Annotated in this window: 18 protein-coding genes; 10 read left to right on the forward strand and 8 right to left on the reverse strand. The window is 71.2% G+C overall.

Translation table 11 applies throughout. From position 1 onward, the window contains the following. Positions 1 to 2: 2 nt before the first annotated feature. The 6 genes from OG252_RS13845 (at position 3) to OG252_RS13870 (ending at position 5807) form a co-directional block, all read left to right on the forward strand. Positions 3 to 926 carry an ABC transporter permease gene (locus OG252_RS13845; protein ID WP_266432365.1) on the forward strand — a complete coding sequence of 308 codons (924 nt, stop codon included), beginning with the start codon at positions 3 to 5 and terminating at the stop codon, positions 924 to 926. 3 nt (positions 927 to 929) lie between these two features. Then, positions 930 to 1787 carry an ABC transporter ATP-binding protein gene (locus OG252_RS13850; protein WP_266432367.1) on the forward strand — a complete coding sequence of 286 codons (858 nt, stop codon included), beginning with the start codon at positions 930 to 932 and terminating at the stop codon, positions 1785 to 1787. Continuing rightward, positions 1784 to 2635, forward strand: a complete 852-nt coding sequence (locus tag OG252_RS13855; protein WP_266432369.1) for an ABC transporter ATP-binding protein — start codon at positions 1784 to 1786, stop codon at positions 2633 to 2635. The genes OG252_RS13850 and OG252_RS13855 overlap by 4 nt, the downstream gene beginning before the upstream one ends. Before the next feature lie 195 nt (positions 2636 to 2830). After that, positions 2831 to 3811: an aldo/keto reductase gene (locus OG252_RS13860; RefSeq protein ID WP_266432371.1), complete on the forward strand. Its 981-nt coding sequence runs from the start codon at positions 2831 to 2833 to the stop codon at positions 3809 to 3811. Between the two features lie 38 nt (positions 3812 to 3849). Beyond that, positions 3850 to 4629 (forward strand): HpcH/HpaI aldolase family protein, encoded by a 780-nt coding sequence (locus OG252_RS13865; protein ID WP_266432373.1) that lies wholly within the window; start codon positions 3850 to 3852, stop codon positions 4627 to 4629. After that, on the forward strand, positions 4626 to 5807 hold the full coding sequence (locus OG252_RS13870) for a sialidase family protein (protein WP_266432375.1): 1182 nt from the start codon (positions 4626 to 4628) through the stop codon (positions 5805 to 5807). The genes OG252_RS13865 and OG252_RS13870 overlap by 4 nt, the downstream gene beginning before the upstream one ends. Before the next feature lie 100 nt (positions 5808 to 5907). On the opposite strand, the gene OG252_RS13875 is transcribed toward OG252_RS13870, so the two are convergent. Next, positions 5908 to 6864, reverse strand: a complete 957-nt coding sequence (locus OG252_RS13875) for an ABC transporter substrate-binding protein (protein WP_266432377.1) — start codon at positions 6862 to 6864, stop codon at positions 5908 to 5910. A 388-nt stretch (positions 6865 to 7252) separates the two neighbouring features. Here OG252_RS13875 and OG252_RS13880 point away from each other — a divergent pair, with 388 nt between their 5' ends. Genes OG252_RS13880 through OG252_RS13895 form a run of 4 tightly spaced genes read left to right on the forward strand, consistent with a single transcriptional unit; the run spans position 7253 to position 12005 of the window. Next, the gene (locus tag OG252_RS13880) at positions 7253 to 10462 is read left to right on the forward strand and encodes an ATP-binding protein (RefSeq protein WP_266432379.1); all 3210 of its coding nucleotides are present in this window, start codon (positions 7253 to 7255) and stop codon (positions 10460 to 10462) included. Next, complete coding sequence (locus OG252_RS13885) at positions 10459 to 10935, forward strand: roadblock/LC7 domain-containing protein (RefSeq protein WP_266432381.1); 477 nt, start codon at positions 10459 to 10461, stop codon at positions 10933 to 10935. Before OG252_RS13880 ends, OG252_RS13885 begins: the two co-directional genes overlap by 4 nt. Before the next feature lie 37 nt (positions 10936 to 10972). Beyond that, complete coding sequence (locus tag OG252_RS13890) at positions 10973 to 11419, forward strand: DUF742 domain-containing protein (RefSeq protein WP_266432383.1); 447 nt, start codon at positions 10973 to 10975, stop codon at positions 11417 to 11419. Next, positions 11406 to 12005, forward strand: a complete 600-nt coding sequence (locus OG252_RS13895) for a GTP-binding protein (RefSeq protein WP_266432385.1) — start codon at positions 11406 to 11408, stop codon at positions 12003 to 12005. The genes OG252_RS13890 and OG252_RS13895 overlap by 14 nt, the downstream gene beginning before the upstream one ends. Before the next feature lie 69 nt (positions 12006 to 12074). Here the strand turns inward: OG252_RS13895 and OG252_RS13900 are convergent, their stop codons facing one another. The 7 genes from OG252_RS13900 to OG252_RS13930 form a co-directional block, all read right to left on the reverse strand. After that, a complete protein-coding gene (locus tag OG252_RS13900; RefSeq protein WP_266432387.1) occupies positions 12075 to 12743 on the reverse strand; it encodes an ABC transporter permease in 669 nt (222 codons plus the stop codon). Further along, positions 12740 to 13447 carry an ABC transporter permease gene (locus OG252_RS13905; protein WP_266432389.1) on the reverse strand — a complete coding sequence of 236 codons (708 nt, stop codon included), beginning with the start codon at positions 13445 to 13447 and terminating at the stop codon, positions 12740 to 12742. The genes OG252_RS13900 and OG252_RS13905 overlap by 4 nt, the downstream gene beginning before the upstream one ends. Next, positions 13444 to 14601: an ABC transporter ATP-binding protein gene (locus OG252_RS13910; protein WP_266432392.1), complete on the reverse strand. Its 1158-nt coding sequence runs from the start codon at positions 14599 to 14601 to the stop codon at positions 13444 to 13446. Before OG252_RS13910 ends, OG252_RS13905 begins: the two co-directional genes overlap by 4 nt. An 84-nt stretch (positions 14602 to 14685) precedes the next feature. Next, positions 14686 to 15930, reverse strand: coding sequence for an RES family NAD+ phosphorylase (locus tag OG252_RS13915; protein WP_266432394.1), 1245 nt, complete (start codon positions 15928 to 15930; stop codon positions 14686 to 14688). 51 nt (positions 15931 to 15981) lie between these two features. Next, on the reverse strand, positions 15982 to 17463 hold the full coding sequence (locus OG252_RS13920) for an alpha/beta fold hydrolase (protein ID WP_266432396.1): 1482 nt from the start codon (positions 17461 to 17463) through the stop codon (positions 15982 to 15984). Positions 17464 to 17635: 172 nt separating this feature from the next. Continuing rightward, positions 17636 to 18376, reverse strand: coding sequence for an FAD:protein FMN transferase (locus OG252_RS13925; RefSeq protein ID WP_266432398.1), 741 nt, complete (start codon positions 18374 to 18376; stop codon positions 17636 to 17638). 5 nt (positions 18377 to 18381) lie between these two features. Further along, the gene (locus OG252_RS13930; RefSeq protein ID WP_266432400.1) at positions 18382 to 19080 is read right to left on the reverse strand and encodes an FMN-binding protein; all 699 of its coding nucleotides are present in this window, start codon (positions 19078 to 19080) and stop codon (positions 18382 to 18384) included. Positions 19081 to 19087: the final 7 nt, after the last annotated feature.

Below are 19087 nucleotides of genomic sequence, written 5' to 3' on the forward strand. Positions count from 1 at the left end.
CCATGTCCGCCACGCTCACACCGTCCGCCGGCAGCACCCGGTCCAGTGCCGTCACCGCCCGGCACCTGGCCCGCGCCACCGCCACCAGGCAGCGGCGCAGCGCCCGCTTCAAGCTGTGGGCGGGAGCCCTGTGCACCGCGCTGGTCGCCCTGCCGGTGGCCCTCGCGAGCCTGCTGCCGCTGCCGGACCCGGACGCCCAGAACCTCGCGGGGCGCCGGATGCCGCCGCTCACCGACGGGCACCTGTTCGGCACCGACCAGCTCGGACGCGATCTGCTCTCCCGCATCCTGCACGGCGGCCAGGTGTCGCTGACCGTGGGCATCCTCGCCGTCGTCGTCTCCGGGCTCATCGGGATCGCCGCGGGCTCGGCGGCCGGCTACTTCGGGGGCTGGATCGACACGGTCGTCAGCCGGCTCCTCGAAGCCCAGATGGCGCTGCCCCTGCTGATGATGCTACTGCTCGTCGTCGCCCTGTTCGGCCCCTCGGTCACCGTCATCACCTGCGTGATCGCGATCGCCCAGTGGCCGGAAGTGGCCCGGCTGACCCGCTCCCTGGTCCTCGTCGAACGCGAGAAACCGTATGTGGCGGCGGCCCGTCTGCTCGGTATGCGCAGCTGGTCGGTCCTGGGGCGGCACATCATCCCCAACGTCCTGCGCCCGGCGAGCCTGGTGGTCCTGCTGTTGCTCGCCCAGGCCGTGCTCCTGGAGAGCGCCCTCAGCTTCCTGGGCGCGGGCCCTCAGCGGCCGTTCGCCACCTGGGGCCGCATCATCTCCGACGGCCAGGACTACATCACCACCTCCTGGTGGCTGGTCACACTCCCCGGCCTGGTCATCGCCCTCCTCGTGGTCGGCGTCAACCTCATGGGCGACGGACTGCGCGACCGCATCCGTACGACCAAGACGACCAAGCCCGTGAAGGGAGCCTGAGCCATGGCCGAGGACAGCTCACGGGCCCCTCTGCTGGAGGTCGAGGACCTGCAGATCGAACTGGTCACCCATCGTGGTGTGGTCCGCGCCGTCGATGGCGTGAGTTTCACCGTCCAACGCGGCGAGACCGTCACGCTCATCGGGGAGTCCGGCTCCGGCAAGTCCACCACGGCGATGGGCGTGCTGCGGCTGTTGCCCGAAGGACTCGCGGTGCTGTCCGGCACCGCCCGCATCGGTGGCGAGGACGTCGTCACCGACCCCGGGGCGGCCCGGCGGGCGCGCGGCCGTACCGTGTCCCTCATCCCCCAGGACCCGATGACCGCGCTCAGCCCCGTCCACACCGTGGGGCGGCAGCTCGGCGAGGCCCTCCGACTGCGGCACCCCGGTCTGTCCCGGGCCGAGGCCCGCGAGCGCGGCACCCACCTGCTGGACCAGGTCCGGATCAGCAAGCCCGAAACGCGCTGGAAGGCGTACCCGCACCAGTTCTCCGGCGGCATGCTCCAGCGCATCCTCATCGCCGTCGCACTGGCCGCCGAACCGGAGCTGCTGGTCGCCGACGAACCCACCTCCGCCCTGGACGCCACCGTCCAGGCGAGCGTCCTCGACCTGCTGATGGAGCTTCAGGAACGCACCGGGGTGGGCATGTTGATGATCACCCACGACCTCGGCGTCGCCCGGCTGGTGTCCGACCGCATCCACGTCATGAAGGAGGGCCGGTTCGTCGAGTCGGGACCGGCCCAGCAGATCGTCGAGCGGCCCGCACACCCGTACACCGGGAAACTGCTCGCGGCCGTCCCGAGCCTCGGGCCCTGGGACGAGGACGGGCTCGACGAGAACACCCCCCAGGGAGCCGCCCGATGAGCCAGGCAGCAGCAACACCGGACGCGCACGACGCGTCGGCCGACGTGTCGACGTTTCTCGCCGTCGAGGACCTCGTCGTCGACTACCCCACGCCGGCCGGCCCGGTGCGCGCCGTCGACCACGTCAGCTTCAGCGTGCCCCGCGGCGGCTCACTCGCCGTCGTCGGCGAGTCGGGCAGCGGCAAGTCGACCATCGCCTGCGCGATCGTACGGCTGCTCAAGCCCGACTCCGGGCGGATCGTGCTGGACGGCACCGACTTGGCCGCGCTGCCCGAGCGGCGCCTGAGGCCGCTGCGGCGCCGCGTCCAGATGGTCTTCCAGGATCCCTACGGATCCCTCGCCCCGCACCTGACCGCCCTGGAGATCGTGGCCGAACCGCTGCGCGTCGCGGGGGTGACGGACAAGTCCGAACGGCGCCGCCGCGCCGCCGGACTGCTCGACCGTGTAGGGCTGCCGGCCTCGGCACTCGAACGACGGCCCGACGAGTTCTCCGGCGGACAGCGCCAGCGCATAGGCATCGCCCGCGCCCTGGCCTCGGAACCCGACCTGCTGGTGTGCGACGAGGCCACCTCGGCCCTCGACGTGTCCGTGCAGGCCCAGGTCCTCGATCTGCTGCGCGAACTGCGAGAGGAGACCGGCATCACGTACATCGTCATCGCCCACCACCTCGGCGTGGTGCGCGAGATCAGCACCGACGTCGTCGTCCTGAAGGCCGGACGGGTCGTCGAGCGCGGCCGTACCGCCGACGTCCTCGCCGCCCCCACCGAGCCCTACACCCGCGCGCTGCGCCGCGCGGCGCTCGACCCCACGAAGATACGGGGACTCAAGCCCCGTACCAGTGCCCCGTGAAGTCGGCTGCGGAACCGTGCCCTGTAAGGGGCGCGGGGCTGTGCTGAATATGCGGCTACCGCCGCGTGGGCGCGACCAGCCCCCACCGACCCGCGGTAAACGAACCGCATAACCAGCGGAGCGCTCAGCGGCCTCGACCACAGCCGCACCGCAGCCGCACGCCCCCCTTACAACCTCACCGGAAGGAACCGGCAAGTGACCACCGGCATCGACCTGCCGAACGTACCCGTGCCCCTGTCGCGGCTCGTCCTCGGCACCATGACGTTCGGCGACACCGTCGACCGGGCCGGCGCCGCGGACATGCTCGCGACGGCGCTGGAGGCCGGCATCACCGGCGTGGACACCGCGAACGGCTACGCAGGCGGCGAGAGCGAACGCATCCTCGCCGAGCTGCTCCCCGCCCACCGCGACCGGATCGTGCTCGCCACCAAGGCCGGCATCCCGCACCCCGACCAGGGCGAGCACGCCCCGCTGTCCGCCCCCGGCCTGCGGGCCGCCCTGGAAGGCAGCCTCAAGCGACTCGGCACCGACCGCGTCGACCTGCTCTATCTGCACCAGCCCGACCGGGCCACACCCCTCGCCGAGACCCTCGCCACCGTCGCCGAGTTCGTCGCCGAGGGGAAGGTCCTCGCGCTCGGCGTCTCCAACTACGCCGCCTGGCAGATCGCCGAACTGGTGCGCGTCGCCGACGAGATGGGCGCCCCACGCCCGGTCGTGGCGCAGCAACTGCACAATCTGCTCGCCCGCCGCGTAGAAGAGGAGTACGTCGAGTACGCCGCCGTCACAGGTCTGCGCACCATGGTCTACAACCCCCTCGGCGGCGGCCTCCTCACCGGACGGCACCGCTACGAGCAGGCCCCCGAGGCCGGACGGTTCGCCGACTCCCGGCTCGCGGACATGTACCGGAAGCGCTACTGGGATCCGCGCCTGTTCGCCGCGGTCGCCGAACTGACCCGTATCGCCGAGGGCGCCGGCGTCCCGCTCGCCGAACTGGCCCTGCGCTGGCTCCTCGACCGGGACTCGACCGACGCCCTGCTGCTCGGCGGTTCCCGGACCGACCACCTGCGCGCCAACCTCGCCGCCGCGCAGGCCGGACCACTGCCCCCCGACGTGACCGCCGCCTGCGACGAGGTCGGCGCCGGCCTGCGCGGCCCCATGCCCGCCTACAACCGCTGAGAGCCTGTGTCACATCCCCTGCGAAGGAACACCTGCCCATGACCCCCGCAGACTTCACCGCCGCCCTGCGCGCCCGCGAGCAACTGCTCGGCTACTGGTGCCTGATGGACGCGCCCGTGGCCACCGAACGCATCGCCCGCCTCGGTTACGACTACGTCGCCCTGGACGCCCAGCACGGCCTGTTCGGCTACTCCGGCATGCTCAACAACCTCCTCGCGATCGACAGCCGGGGCTCCACGGCCGTCGGCCTGGTCCGGGTGGAGGCCAACGACCCCGCCCCGATCGGCCGTGCCCTCGACGCGGGCGCGACCGGAGTGATCGTGCCGCTGGTCGACACGGCCGCGCAGGCCGCCGAGGCCGTGGCCGCGGTCCGCTACCCGCCCCTCGGCCGGCGCTCCTACGGCCCGATGCGCTCGGCGCTGAGGATCGGCCCCGACCCGGCCGACACACACGACAGCACGGTCGTCCTCGCCATGATCGAGACGGCCGAAGGACTCGCCGACGTCGAGGCGATCTGCGCGACGCCGGGCCTGGACGGCGTCTACGTCGGCCCCTCCGACCTGCGCATCGCCCTCGGCGGCGCCTCGTCCACGGACCCGAACCTGGCCGATGCCTTCGAGGCCGCGCTCACCGCCGTACGCGAGGCGGCGGCGGCCGCCGGAATCGCCGCGGGCATCCACAACCCGGACGGGGCGAGCGCCGCCAAGCGCCTCGCCGAGGGCTTCACCTTCGCGACCGTCGCCTGCGACCTGGTGCACCTGGAACAGACCGCCCGCCAACACCTGGCCTCCGCCCGGACCCCTGGAGAGGCACTGTGACCAACCGACTCCTCGACGGCTTCGACCGCACCGACACCACGCTGCCCGCACCGACCGTGCAGAGCCACGCCGCCAACCTCACCGTGCTGCCCGGCGGGGACCTCGGCTGCGTCTGGTTCGGCGGCACGCAGGAGGGCATGGCGGACATCAGCGTGTGGTTCTCCAGGCTCGCGCCCGGCACCACGACGTGGACGGAGCCCGTCCGCCTCTCGGACGACCCGGCACGCTCCGAACAGAACCCCGTGCTCTTCCCCATGCCCTCGGGCGCCCTGTGGCTGCTGCACACCGCCCAGCGAGGCGGGGACCAGGACACCGCCGAGGTACGGCTGCGCGTCAGCCACGACCACGGCACGACCTGGGAGGCGACCCGCACCCTGTTCCCCGCGACCCCGGGCCTCGGCGGCGTCTTCGTCCGCCAGCCACCCGTCGTCCTGCCCACCGGCCGCCTGCTGCTGCCCGTCTTCCGCTGCCGGACCGCCCCCGGCGAGAAGTGGTCGGGCGACCTCGACACCAGCGCCGTCATGATCAGCGACGACGACGGCGGCACCTGGTCCGAGCAGCCCGTGCCCGGCTCCACGGGCCTGGTCCACATGAACGTCCACCGGCTGCCGGACGGCTCACTGCTCGCCCTCTACCGCAGCCGGCGCGCCGACGCCGTGCACCGGTCCGTGTCCCTGGACGACGGCGACACCTGGAGCGAGCCGCAGCCGCTGGAGCTGCCGAACAACAACTCCTCGATCCAGTACGTCCCGTTGGCCGACGGCCGCCTGGCGCTCGTCTACAACCACAGCAGCGCCGCCGACGCGACCGCCCGCCGCGTCTCCCTCTACGACGAGATCGACGACACGGGCTCACTCGCCGACGGCAAAGCCTCGGACGGCTCGGTGACGACGGCGGTACGGCAGACCCCCTCGACGGCGTTCTGGGGTGCCCCGCGTGCGCCGCTCAGCCTCGCCCTCTCGTCCGACGGCGGCCGAACCTGGCCGCTGCGCGCCGACCTCGTGACCGGCGACGGCCACTGCCTCACCAACAACTCCCGCGACGGCCTCAACCGCGAACTGTCGTACCCCTCGATAACGCAGACACCGGACGGTGCCCTCCACATCGCCTACACGCACCACCGAAAGGTCATCCGCCACATCAGGCTCGCCCCGCGGAGCGCGTCCGCCGGGCGTTGACCGAGCCGGTCCTGGTGGCCTGGGCCGGCGCGGGTGCCCTCCGTGTCGGAAGGGCACCCGCGCCGGCCTCGGCGGGACGTCCGGGCGATGGTGGGTGGCGTCAGTCCAGGCCGACCGTCTTCAGCCAGGCCTTGGCGACGTCGAGCGGGTCCTTGTTCTCCAGCTGCACCTGGGAGTCCATCTCCAGCAGCGCCTTGGTGTCCAGCTTGGCCGAGACCTCGTTGAGGGCGGCCACGCCCTCCTGGGAGAGGCCCGACTTGTAGACCAGCGGGGTCACGTTCGCGAAGCCGAAGAGGTTCTTCGGGTCCTGGAGGACGACGAACTTCTCCTTGGTGATGGTCGGGTCCGTGGTGAAGATGTCCGCGGCCTGCACGGTGTTCTTCGTCAGGGCCGCCTGGGTCAGCGGGCCGCCCGCGTCGAGCGCCTTGAACGACTTGAACTCCAGGCCGTACGCGGACTTCAGGCCCAACAGGCCCTGCTGCCGGGTCTGGAACTCCGGCGAACCGCCGATGACCAGCTCGGGAGCGATGTCCTTGAGGTCCGCGAGGGTGGACTGGGCGGTCAGGTTGTACTTCTTCGCGGTCTCCGCGTTGATGCTGACGGAGTCCTTGTCCTCGGCGGGCGCCGAGTCCAGCAGCGTCAGCTTCGCGTCGAGCTTGGCCTTCGCGGCCGCGTTCACCGCCTCGGCCGTCTTCTGCTCCGCCTTCGGGTCCAGATAGGCGAGCAGCGAGCCGTTGTACTCCGGCAGGACCGTGATGGAGCCGTTCTTCAGCAGGCCGTACGTGGTCTCGCGGCTGCCGATGTTGGGCTTGTAGGTGACCTTGACACCCTTGGCCTTCAGGGCCTCGCCGTAGATGTCGGCGAGCAGGATGCTCTCGGCGAAGTTGTTGGAACCGACGACGACGGTGCCGCCGTCCGCCTTCTCCCCAGCGAGCGGGTCGGACGTGTCGTCGGAGGAGGAGCATCCCGCGAGCAGGGCCGCGGCGGCGGCGAGCGCGACGGCGGCCACGCCGGGATGTGTCCTGAAGGACCTGCTGTGTGCGGTTGTAGAAGTCACGATTCCCGTTCCGGACTGAGGGTGGGGTGATTGCTCGGAGATGGTTGCTCGAAAGCTCTTATGCGCTGATCCAATCCAGCCGGTTCTTGGTCAGTCAAGAGCAGCCTGGTCACCAATTGGCTTCAATGAGTTGCCGGTTGTGAAGGAGGAATGAACGGACCCGCACGGAACCCGCCGAAGCGGAGCGGTTCGTAATGGATTCTTGACTCAGGGTGGCGCTAACCGGCGTCCGAAGAGGCTGTAGTCTCGCGGAAGTTGGCGCCGGTCACAGTGGCGTGCGGGGGCCGCACAGGTGTTGTCCCACCCCAGTGCCCATAGCGTCACACCGACTCGGGTGCCTTGGCGCACCGGTCCGTAAGCGATCACAATCGGTCACGAAGGAGGCCTGGTGTCCACGAACGAGCCCCGGGGTGGCGTTCGGGGATTCGCCGACCGCTGGCCGTTCCGCCGCAAACTCAACGTCCTGGTCGGCGTGCCACTGGCCGTGCTCGCCGCGCTCCTCGCCTACCTCATCGCCGACCAGGTGGACCAGGCACGGACCGCGAACGCCGCGGCCCAGCTGGTCCGGGACAGCGCGCAGGTCGCCGAGTTGGTGGACCGGGTGGAGACCGAGCACCAACAGGCCATCCTGCTGTCCGTGCGGCACGAGGCCGCGCCCACGGGGGCCCGCCCCTCCACCGCCGACTACCGCAAGGCGCAGGCCGCGGTCGACTCCCAGGTGGAGAAGGTACGCGACACCTTCGACGACCGGCTGCCGGACACCGAGGCCCAGTCGCTGCGCGAGATCAACGGCCTGACCAGCCTGCGCGACACCGTCGAGCAGGGCTATCTGCCCGCCGACAACATCGACCCGGCCTACACCAACGCCTCCAAGGGCCTGATCGACGGCCTCGGCCTGGACCACAACGCGGACCTCGCCGGCACCTTCACCGGCAACCTGCTGGACTCCCTGCTGCGCGCCGACGCCGCCCACAGCGCCTTCGAGACGGCCGTCTTCTCCGCGCGCACCGGCGACAGCAACGCCCAGATCGAGTTCATCGGGGCGGTCGGCTTCGAGAACGAGTACACCCACCAGGCCGACCGCTTCGCCCGGTTCGCGACCGAGGCCCAGGCGGACGAGCTGGGCGGGATCGAGCACAACTCCGCGCAGGCGACGATCGGCCGGCACTACGCCGAGCTGCAGATCGACCCCGGCAACCTCCAGGCCGGTACGCCCACGCAGATCCGCGAGGCCTTCACCGAGGCGCTCGGCTCCTACCGCGACTACCGGATGCAGTCCGAGACCCGGCTGAAGATCACCTCGTCCCTCATCGGCCAGATCGCCGACCGCGCCGACTCCGCCTCCAGCGAGGCCGCCTGGCGCGCCGTCCTGCTGCTGGGCCTCGCGCTGTTCCTCTTCGCCGTGTGGATCGCCTTCGCGGTGCTGGTGCGGCGCTCGGTGGTACGGCCGGTGCAGGCACTCACCGGAGCGGCCCGCGAGGTCGCCGACGTCGCCGGCCGTGAACTCGCCCGCGTCGCCGACGAGGACACCGAGGACGACGGGCCGGTCCGGCTGCGCGAGATCCCGGTCACCGCGAAGGACGAGATCGGCGACCTCGCCGACGCCTTCAACCACGTACAGACCACCGCGTCCGCGCTGCTGGAACGCCAGGTGCTCAGCCGTCGCAACGTCGCCGAGATGTTCGGCAACGTCGGCCGCCGGGTCAGCAACCTGACCGCCCGGCAGCTGGCGCTGATCGACGCGGTCGAGCGGGGCGAGACCGACCCCGCCCTGCTGGAGCGCCTCTACTCCATCGACCACATCGCGGTCCGCCTGCGCCGCAACGCCGACAGCCTGATGCTGCTCGCCGGCATCCGCGAGACCGTCCTCGACTCCGGGCCGCTCGCGCTCACCAACGTCGTACGGGCCGCGCTCGGCCAGATCGAGGGCTTCCAGCGGGTGCACCTGCACGCCGGGACCGAGGCCATGGTCGAGCCCGACATCATCGGCGACCTCACGCTGATGGTCGCCGAACTCGTCGAGAACGCCGTTTCCTTCTCACCCGCCGGCAGCCCCGTCGAGGTGACCGTCCGCGACGGCGCCGAGGGCGCGCTGGTCATCGTCGCCGACCACGGCCTCGGCATGAGCACCGAGCGACTCGAGGAGGAGAACGCCCGCCTGATCCGCCGCGAACGCCTCGACCTCGTCCCGACGAAGGTCCTCGGCCTGTTCGTGGTCGGCACGCTGGCGCGCCGCTGGGAGGTGAGCGTGACCCTGTCCCGCACACCGGGCGGCGGCGTGACCGCCGAGGTGGCCATCCCGTCGTCCCTGCTGCTGACGATGAGCCCGGTGGCAGTCGCCTCCGGCGGTTCGGCGGGGGGCGGCACGGGTGCCTCCGGCGGTTCGGCGGGAGGCGGCACGGGACGGGCGTTGGCTTCGGGATCTGCTTCGGTGTTGGAGGCGGGGGCGGTTTCAGGGTCAGGTTCGGAGGCCGGTTCGGCTTCGGGGCCGAGGGCGGCTTCGGGTTCGGAGGCGGGTTCGGCTTCGGGTCCGGAGACGGGGGCGCGTTCGGGGTCGGCTTCGGGTGCGGCCGCGGGCTCCGGTTCGGGCTCGGCGGCGAGCCAGGCCGCGGCCACGACCGCCGGTTCGGGCTCGAGTTCCGGTACGGGAGCGGGTGCGGCCGCGGGCTCCGGTTCGGCTTCGGATTCGAGGTCGGAAGCGAGCTCGGGGTCGGTCTCGGGTGCCGGTCGGATACCGGCGGCAGCGGCGGCCTCGGCCGCCGAGGCCGGTCGCGCGGGCTCCGCCGATGCGGGGCCGGGTGTCGGCTCCACGGCGGACGAGCCCGTACGCACCGCCCGCACCGCCTCCCCCAACGGCTCCGCCCCGGGCGACGACGAGCCCGCCCCGCTCCCCCGCAGGGTGCCCCGGCGCGACACCGCCCCGACGGACACCCCGGCGACCTCGGACCCGAACGGCACGTCAACCGCCGCCGGTCCCAACGGCACATCGACCGCCCCCGGCCTCGACGCCACACCGACGATCCCCAACCCGGACCGCGAGCCAGCCACCCTCGGCACGGACACCTCGGCGACCTCGGACCCGAACGGCACGTCAACCGCCGCCGGTCCCAACGGCACATCGACCGCCCCCGCCCGCGACGCCACACCGACGATCCCCGACCGCGAGTCAGCCACCCTCGGCGGCGAGTCCACCGTCCCCGGCCCGAAGGGCAAGGCACCCGACGGCTCCCAGCCCGCCGACGCCCCTTTCATTCCAAGGGCCCGCGCCGGCGAGGCGGCCACGGCCGGGACGCCCACGCCCGCCTCCGACGACGCCCCCGGGGCCCGGCCCCTGCGCCGCCGCGTCCGGGGTGCCACCCTTCGTACGACCTTCGGAACCGACCCCGACCAGCAGGCGGCCCGGCAGGCCGCGCCCCGTGCCACCGACGCGGACGCCGTCCGCGACGCGCTCGACGAGTTCGAGGCGGCCGTGGAGCGCGCCCACCGCGACAGTGGAAACGACACCGCCACCACCCCTTATCCCGTGCACCGCGACAGCGCGACCGCACCCAACCCCCCGCACCACCAGAACCACTCCCCGGAAGGAGCGGAGCAGTGAGCACGTCGACAGGTGACACTCCGACGGGAGGCACCACGCCGGCCGAACTGCAGGCCGCCGCAGCCGACTTCACGTGGCTGTTGAATCGTTTCGCGACCGAGACGGCAGGCGTCGTCGACGCCATCGCCGTCTCCTCCGACGGTCTGCTCATCGCCGTGTCCGAGCTGCGTGAGCACGCCGACTCCGAGCGCCTCGCGGCGATCGTCTCCGGCATCACCAGCCTGGCAGCCGGTGCCTCCGGCAACTACGGTCTCGGCGGCCTCAACAAGGTCATCATCGACCTGGAGGGCGGCCACGTCCTGGTCTCCGCGGTCGGCAGCGGCGCCGTCCTCGGTGTCGTCACCGACAAGGAGGCCAAACTCGGCAACATCGCCTACGAGATGACGCTGTTCGCCAACCGGGCGGGCAGCGCGCTCAGTCCCCAGCTGGTGCTCGAACTGAAGAACAGCGTCGGCGCCTCGTCGAAGCGCTGACCGGGCGCCCGCCCGGCCGAGGAGGAAGAAACGACCCATGGCGGACGGCCGCACTCCCAGCAGTGCCGGCGAGGACGGCACCACGCCCCCGGGCCCCGACCCGGTCGGCCACGTCCCCGCCGTACGGCCGTTCCTGGTCACCGCCGGCCGGGTGGCACCCAGCGCCAACGGCCGGACGATGCCCGTCGAGACCCAGGTGGTGGCCACCGCCGAGGGGCTCGCCGGGCTCGACCGGCTCTCCTTCGAACAGCACGACATCGTCGCCGCCTGCCGCCGCCCGCAGTCCATCGCGGAGATCGCGGCCAGGCTGCGGCTGCACCTGAACGTGGTCCGGATCCTCTCCGAGGACCTGCGCGCGGCGGGGCAGTTGACGGTGCATGTGCCCGACTCCGGCGTCATCCACGACGCATCCGTCCTGCGAAGGGTTATCGATGGCCTCAGGGCCATCCCCGACTCCCGAGGGGTTCTCCGTGACACCGACTGAACCGGCCACCCGCCCCGCGGCCGCGCAGGCCGCAGCAAGACCTCCCCTGCCGGTCAAGATGGTGATCGCGGGCGGCTTCGGGGTGGGCAAGACCACCGCCGTCGGCTCGATCTCCGAGATCGCGCCGCTGACCACCGAGGCCGCGATCACCGAGGTCGCGGCGGGCGTGGACGACCTCAGCCACACCCCGCGCAAGACCACCACCACGGTCGCGATGGACTTCGGCTGCATCACCATCGACCCCACCCTGAAGCTGTACCTGTTCGGCACGCCCGGCCAGGAGCGGTTCGGGTTCATGTGGGACGACCTCGTCGAGGGTGCGATCGGCGGGCTCGTCATCGTGGACACCCGCCGCCTCGACGACTGCTACGCGGCCGTCGACTACTTCGAGCACAAGCAGATCCCGTTCGCGGTGGCCGTGAACGCCTTCGACGGGCGGGTCGAGCACACGATGGAGGAGGTCCGCTGGGCGCTCGACGTCAACGACCGCGTGCCGGTCGTGGTGTTCGACGCCCGCGAGCGCGGCTCGGTGCGCGACGCGCTGCTCGTCGTACTGGAACAGGCCCTGGCGCGCACCGAGGGCTGACTGACACGTGACAGGGTCCGGGGCGCGGATCTCCCGACCACCCCGGGCCCTCGATCACCCGTTCCTCGATCAGCCGCTTCCGCGTACCCCGCGTGACACCGCGGTCCGGTACACCGCCCAGAACAACGCGAGTGTCACCAGCGCCAGCCCGGCGACCAGCGTGGCGCCGCCCACGACCTTCTCGTAGTTGCGCTGGTAGAGGCCGTCGACGATGTACCGGCCGAGGCCGCCGAGCGAGACGTACGCGGCGATGGTGGCCGTGGAGACGATCTGGATGGCGGCGGAGCGCAGACCGCTGAGGATCAGCGGGAGCGCCGCCGGCAGTTCGACCTGGAAGAGCACTTGGGCCTCGCTCATCCCCATGCCCCGCGCGGCGTCCACCGGCGACGGGTCGACGGAGCGCATCGCCTCGTAGGTGGTGACCAGGATCGGCGGGACGGCGAGCACGACCAGCGGGATCATCACGTTCACCAGGCCGAACCCCAGCATCAGGGTCATCAGCACCAGCAGGCCGAAGGTGGGCAGGGCCCGCCCCGCGGTGGCGATCAGGGAGAGGGCGTTGCCGCCGCGCCCGGTGTGACCGGTGACGAGGCCGACCGGCAGCCCGATCGCGGCGGCGAGGACGAGCGCCTGCAGGGTGTACTGGATGTGTTCGCCCACGCGGGTGGGGATGCCGTCGTAGCCGGTCCAGTGGGCGCTGTCGCTGAAGAAGGCGTTGATGAAGTTGATCAGGTTCACCGGGCTGCGTCCTCCAGGGCGAGGGCGGCCGGGTCGGGCCGGTCGGCCTTCGGTTTCGTGTGCGCCCGGCGCGGCATCCACGGCGTGAGCAGCAGGCGCAGGCCCACCAGCAGGGCGTCGCAGATGATGGCCAGGGCGGCCATGGTGAGCACGGCGTTGACGGCGAGTTCGGGCCGGTTGTAGATGGTCGCGTCGTTGAGCAGGTTGCCGAGGGCGCCCTGGTTCCCGATGAGGGTGCCGACGCTGACGAGGCTGATGCTGGACACGGTCGCCACCCGCAGCCCGGCGATGATCGCGGGCACCGCGATCGGCAACTGGACCTGGACGTAACGGCGTACGGGCCCGAAGCCCATGGCCGTCGCGGCGGCGAGGGTCTCCTGGGGGACCGAGCGGACGCCGTCGACGATCGACGGGACCAGGACGACGAGGCTGTAGACGGTGAGCGGGATCATCACCGTGAGCTCGGTCTGGCCGGTGTAGTCGATGAGGAGCACGAAGAAGGCCAGCGAGGGGATCGCGTACAGCACGGTCGTGATCCACAGCACCGGCGGGTACAGCCAGCGGAAGCGCACGCACAGCTGGGCGAGCGGCAGCGAGATCAGCAGCCCGGCCAGCACCGGCAGCAGGGCCTCGCGCAGATGCAGGCCGATGAGGCCGAGCCAGCTGTGCTGGAGGTCGCTGGGGATGTCGAAGAAGCCGTTCATTCGGCGACCCGTGCGACGCGTGCGGCCTTGGCGGTGTTGCCGTCCTTACGGCCTTCCGCGTGGGCGCCGCGGATCGCCTCGCCGATGGTCCGCTGGGAGACCACCCCGGCCGCCCGGCCCTCGGCGTCCACGGCGACGGCCCAGCCGGTGGGCGAGAGCACCGCGCAGTCCAGCGCGGCCCGCAGCGAGTCCGTACCGGCGACGAACGGCCGCCCGTACGGCAGGAGTTGCTCCGCCTCGACGGCGCCGGCGGTCAGGTCGCGCGGTTCGCTCCAGCCGAGGGGCCGGCCGTCCAGGTCGGTGACGAGGAGGTAGGGGACGTCGTCCGTGTCGCGGGCGGCGATCTGCTCGGCGGTGGAGTCGATCGCGACGATCGGCGTGGTCAGCAGGTCGAGGCCCGCGGAGGGGAAGAAGGACAGCCGGCGGATGCCGCGGTCGGCACCGAGGAAGTCCTCGACGAAGGCGTCGGCCGGGTCGGACAGCAGCTCGGCGGGCGGCGCGAACTGGGCGAGTTTGCCGCCGGTGCGCATCACGGCGACCATTGTGCCGATCTTGACGGCCTCGTCGATGTCGTGGGTGACGAAGACGATGGTCTTGCCCAACTCCTCCTGGATGCGCAGGAGTTCGTCCTGAAGCCCCTTGCGCACCACGGGGTCGACGGCCGAGAACGGCTCGTCCATGAGCAGCACCGGCGGATCGGCGGCGAGCGCCCGCGCGACACCGACGCGCTGCTGCTGCCCGCCGGACAGCTGGTAGGGGTACCGCTTGGCGAGTGCGGCGTCGAGGCCGACCCGCTCCATCAACTCACGTGCCCGCGCTCGGGCCTTGTCCTTGCCCCAGCCGAGCATGCGGGGCACGGTGGCGATGTTGTCGACGATCGTGCGGTGCTGGAAGAGCCCGGCGTTCTGGATGACGTAACCCATGGACCGGCGCAGCGTGTTGACGGGCTGCTGCAGGATGTCCTTGCCGTCGAGGAGGATGGTGCCCTCGCTGGGCTCGACCATCCGGTTGATCATGCGCAGGGTCGTCGTCTTCCCGCAGCCCGAGGGTCCGACGAGGACGGTGATCGAGCGGTCGGGTATCTCCAGAGAGAGCCGGTCGACAGCCACCGTGCCGTCCGGGTACCTCTTGGTGACTGAATCTATCCGTATCAAAGCGCCGAATACCCCTCGGATTTGGCAGACGCTGCCGATTTTCGGTCACGGTCGTACCAGCGTGCAGGCCGTTGCGGGGAGAGTCTAAACGGCTCGTGTTTCGGCACTTCGTCGGGCAACCTGGCTGCGTGGCTCCACGCGTTCGGACCCTTCGATCAGCCGCAGGGTGCCGTGGCCGTCGGCCGCGTCGGATGCCAGGCACTGCGTCATGTCGACGAAGAGTGCGTAGTTCACGCCTCCGTTGTGAGCGGAGCGGAAGCGGATGCCCTCGACGCGCAGGCCGGGCGACTCGCGGAAGTAGTCGGTGGCGTACTGGGTGGGGCGGTAGTCCCGGTGATTGCGGCCGTCGTAGAAGACGGGCCTGCTCAGGTCCCGGGCGAAGTCCCTGAGGAACACGAGGGAGTCACGGCGCGTGGCCTGTTCCCGGTCGAACCGGCTCGGCGGCTCCGGGATGTCGACGAGGTCGACCACCCTGATCGGTCGGGTCACCTCGAAGGCGGCCACGGCGGCGAAGGGGCGGTCGTCACGCGCGGAGATCTCCACGACGGCCGTGTCGCTGTCGGCGGATCCGTAGAACAGGGAGACGCCGGCGCGGCTCATGCGGTTCTCCGCCGCGCGCTCGGGGGGTGCGGAGCCGATGTCGGTGGCCCGGTAGCGCGGGAGCACGTCGTCCGCACGCATCCGGCCGCGCCAGATCTTCTCACCGGGTTCCACGGTCCTGATCAGGCGTGCGTCCCGGATTATCCCGGCGATCCGCCCCATGAGGGAATCCAGCAGGTCCCGGTCCGAGCCGGGTGAGGGGTCACTGCCGGGTAAGTCGAGGTCGCGTTCCACCACCGTGCGGCAGAAGCTCGCCCAGCTGTCCCGCATCGTGCTGGACCGGGAGACGAACGGGACGGGATCCCCGTACCAGTTCTTCTGGTCGATGTAGTCCTTGACGGCTTTCAGCACGTCGTCGTCGACCACCGCGGCACAGGCCTCCGCGACGGTCTGGGCGGGATCGGGCGGCACCTTGTGCGAATCGCCGTGCGCCCACTCCACGACCTCGTCGGCCGGGGCGTCGCAGTCACCGTCGGATATCGCCGCAAGGACCGCCTCGGCGAGCTGGGACACCCGAACGACCCTCATCCGGTCCCGCGCAGCCACAAGCGCGTGCTCGGGAGCGTGCCCGGGTGCGCCCTCGGGGCAGAAGGAGCACGCGCCCCGGAACGCGGTCTCCCAGAGCTGCTTCTCGAGAAGGTCGTCGTGGATGTGCTCGAAGCACAACTCCCGGGCGCCAACGGCCGGTTCCCAGGACGCGGCCTCGTTGTCGCCTTCGGCGCTTTCCATCCCTACACGGTACAGCGGCCCGGTGGGCCCGGCACCGCGGATCACCGGACGTCACACAGCGCCACGGTTGACCCACCGGGCCTCGTTCTCCTGCTTCTTGGCCAGCAGCCGCTCCTTGAGCATGTCGTAACTGCGGCGCCTGCGGGTCGCGAAGTGGATGCTCCAGGAGCTGTCGTTGGACAGCTCGGTCATCAGCGCCTCCCAGACCAGGTCGAAGCTGCGGGACAGGGTGATGCCACCCCGGCCGGACCCGAACAGCGGCAGACAGATGGAGCTGAGCGGCAGGTCCAGTTCGTGGCGTTCCCTGCGGGCCAGCAGGAAGACGTTGTGCGTGGCCCGGGTGATGGCGTGCGGGTTGACCGTGTAGTCACTGGTGCCGTCGACGGGGGTCACGATGGCCGCGTGATAGATGCGGGAGACGTTGCGCTCGGCCAGCGCGCCGGACGGGGTCGGGGCGATGGTGCCGATCTGCACGGGGAGGCCGTAGCGGGCGTGGTCGCGCAGCCACGCGATGAGGCTGTCGCCGGCCACGTCTTCGAGGATCTCACCGCCGGCCCCTTTGATGGCGGCGGCCCGGCGGAGGCTGCCGGACGTCGACGACTTGAAGAACTGCGACATCTGGAGATAGATGTTCTCCGACGACACGATGACGTCAATGTCCGAGAGCTGTTCGAGCGGACCCCCGTGAATGAAGAACTGAGTGGTGGCCCAAGGGCTCGTGGGCACGGCCACCGGGCCGAACAGCTGGTGCTCCGCGAGGAACTCCTCGCCGTGCGCGCCCACCTGTGAATAGGTGGGCGCACTGGATATGGACTCCTCCGGGAAGGGCTCCCGCAGGGCCTTTTCCAGATTTCCCAGCAGGGCGCGCAGCAGCCGTCCGTCCTCGCCCGGCTTGATGACGGAGAAGTGGTCGCCCGGCATCACGGCGGATTCGGGGAAGACACTCACCGCCGAGGAGGGCGACACCACGTTGTCGCTCTCGCCGGCGTACGAGACGACGGGGATCGGGCACCGGTCCCGCGACACGTACTGGGCGTGGACGACGCCGGTCATCACCCGGCGCTGGGTCTCCTGCACCGAGGCCTGAAGGGGCCTGAGCTCCCGCTCCTGACTGTTCCTGGTGACGCCCATGAGGCCGCGGCGCAGCAGCAGGAAGAGTTCGGAACCGTTGTTGGGACAGGCGAACATGACGACGCGCCGGATGCGGGCGAGTTCCCAGCCGCGTCCCTCGGCGAGCATCCGCGACAGGAACCGCTGGACCACGAGTCCGCCCTGGCTGTGGGTGACGATCACCAGGCGCTCGTGGGAGATCGGCTGGTCGGCGAGATAGCTCTTGAGGCTCTCGGCGACGGTGTCGATGTTCGGCATTTTGCGCAGCGGGTTCCACGACAGCCGGGGCGTGGCATAGTCGAAGAAAAGTAAATCGAAATCCTGTGCAATGCCGGGTGTGCCGGATAACTGGGCCTTGAGGTCACGCCAGGTGGCGGACGAGGAGAACAACCCGTGGACGAACACGATCGCGGCCCTGCGCATGTTTCCCCCTGATAATGCGTCCCTCGCCCCGGGCAGCCGGATTCCGTTCCCAGGAATATAGCCATCCCGGCCCAGCTCCAACCGTCGTGCCGAGGAAGCCGGACGCGTCGGTCGACGCCGGCACGGCGACGCCCCGCCGCATCATCCCGATGGCGGCGGGGCGTGACCGCGTCTACGCCGCCCGCGACTCCGCCGGCGCCACCGGGAAGCCCGGCGTACGCAGGACCCGGCGCTCGGCGTCCACCGCGAACACCTCGCAGCCGGGCCGGTCGGAGGCCCACTCGACGCCCGCCGCGCCCATCGCGAACGCGGCGGTCGCCGTGGTGTCGGCGATCGTCAGGGAGGAGGCGACGACGGTGAGCGAGAGCAGTCCGGTCGCCGGACGCCCGGTGCGCCCGTCGAGGATGTGGTCGCCGCGCTCGTAGCGGGCGGAGGTCGCGACCGCCCCGTCGGTGAGCTGGAGGACGGTGCACAGCTTGTCGGCGTGCTCGGGGTGTCGTACGCCCACCCGCCAGGGTCCGCCGGCGGTGACCACGTCGCCGCCGGCGTTGAGGCAGAAACGGGTCGCCCCGGCCGCCCTCAGCAGGTCCGCCGCCCGTTGCACGGACCAGCCCTTGACCACCGCGCACGGGTCGAGACCGCGCCCGGGCAGCCGTACGTCGAAGGCGCCGCCGGTGGCGGCCCGGTACTCCTCGCACAGGTCGAGGACTTCGCGCAGGTCCGCGCTGGTGTCCCGGGCCGACAGCTCGCCCCGGTCGAGCCGGCACACCTCGCTGTCGGGCTTGAACGGGCTGAACCGGGCGTCGACCTCGTGCAGCCACGCGAAGACCGCGTCCGCGGCCGACGGCGGGATGCCCTCGTCGTCGACCCGCAGCGAGACCGGGAAGCCCATGACGTGTTCGACGCGGTGCATGACGGTCAGCCCTTCGCGTCGATGGCGGCCTGGAGGGACTCCTTGTAGCCCTCGGTCGTGATCGTGGCACCGGACACCGTGTCGATGTCCGCGCTCTGCGCCTCCAGCGTCTGAGCGATCAGCTTCGGCACCGCGGCCGTGGTCTGCGGATGGTTCGGCTGCTGGAGCATCCGCACGGCGGCGATCTCGTCGCCCTCGAAGGTCACCTCGACCTGCACGGGACCCTTCTCCGTGGTGACCGTGGGGCCGGCGACCACCTGGGACGCAGCGGCCGAGGCGGACGGCGCGGCGGACGCCGCCGAGGCGTTCTCGTCGATCGCGGCCTGGAGGGACTCCTTGTAGCCCTCGGTCGTGATCGTCGCGCCGGACACCGTGTCGATGTCCGCGCTCTGCGCCTCCAGCGTCTCCGCGATCAGCTTCGGGACGGCAGCCGTGGTCTGCGGATGGTTCGGCTGCTGGAGCATCTTGACGGCGGTGATCTCCTGGCCCGCGAAGGTCACCTCGACCTGCACGGGGCCCTTCTCCGTGGTGACCGTCGGACCCGAGACGACGGTGGAGGAGGAGTCCGAGGACCCGGACGAGGAGGACACGGAAGGCGCGGGCGTGGCGACCTGGACGGTGGACGTGCCGGCCGAGGGTTCGTAGAGCCAGACGGGGACCAGGCCCGCGATGCTCAGGACGACGACAGGTATGGCTCGCTTCACGGTGACT

This window comes from Streptomyces sp. NBC_01352, from assembly GCF_036237295.1.
GTDB lineage: Bacteria > Actinomycetota > Actinomycetes > Streptomycetales > Streptomycetaceae > Streptomyces > Streptomyces plumbiresistens.

Excerpts from the sequence above, each read along its gene's own strand:
- OG252_RS13920 (WP_266432396.1), bottom strand. The coding sequence starts at position 17,463 with ATGCGCAGGGCCGCGATCGTGTTCGTCCACGGGTTGTTCTCCTCGTCC.
- OG252_RS13925 (WP_266432398.1), bottom strand. The coding sequence starts at position 18,376 with ATGCACCGCGTCGAACACGTCATGGGCTTCCCGGTCTCGCTGCGGGTC.
- OG252_RS13855 (WP_266432369.1), top strand. The coding sequence starts at position 1,784 with ATGAGCCAGGCAGCAGCAACACCGGACGCGCACGACGCGTCGGCCGAC.
- OG252_RS13905 (WP_266432389.1), bottom strand. The coding sequence starts at position 13,447 with ATGAACGGCTTCTTCGACATCCCCAGCGACCTCCAGCACAGCTGGCTC.
- OG252_RS13915 (WP_266432394.1), bottom strand. The coding sequence starts at position 15,930 with ATGGAAAGCGCCGAAGGCGACAACGAGGCCGCGTCCTGGGAACCGGCC.
- OG252_RS13845 (WP_266432365.1), top strand. The coding sequence starts at position 3 with ATGTCCGCCACGCTCACACCGTCCGCCGGCAGCACCCGGTCCAGTGCC.
- OG252_RS13865 (WP_266432373.1), top strand. The coding sequence starts at position 3,850 with ATGACCCCCGCAGACTTCACCGCCGCCCTGCGCGCCCGCGAGCAACTG.
- OG252_RS13850 (WP_266432367.1), top strand. The coding sequence starts at position 930 with ATGGCCGAGGACAGCTCACGGGCCCCTCTGCTGGAGGTCGAGGACCTG.
- OG252_RS13890 (WP_266432383.1), top strand. The coding sequence starts at position 10,973 with ATGGCGGACGGCCGCACTCCCAGCAGTGCCGGCGAGGACGGCACCACG.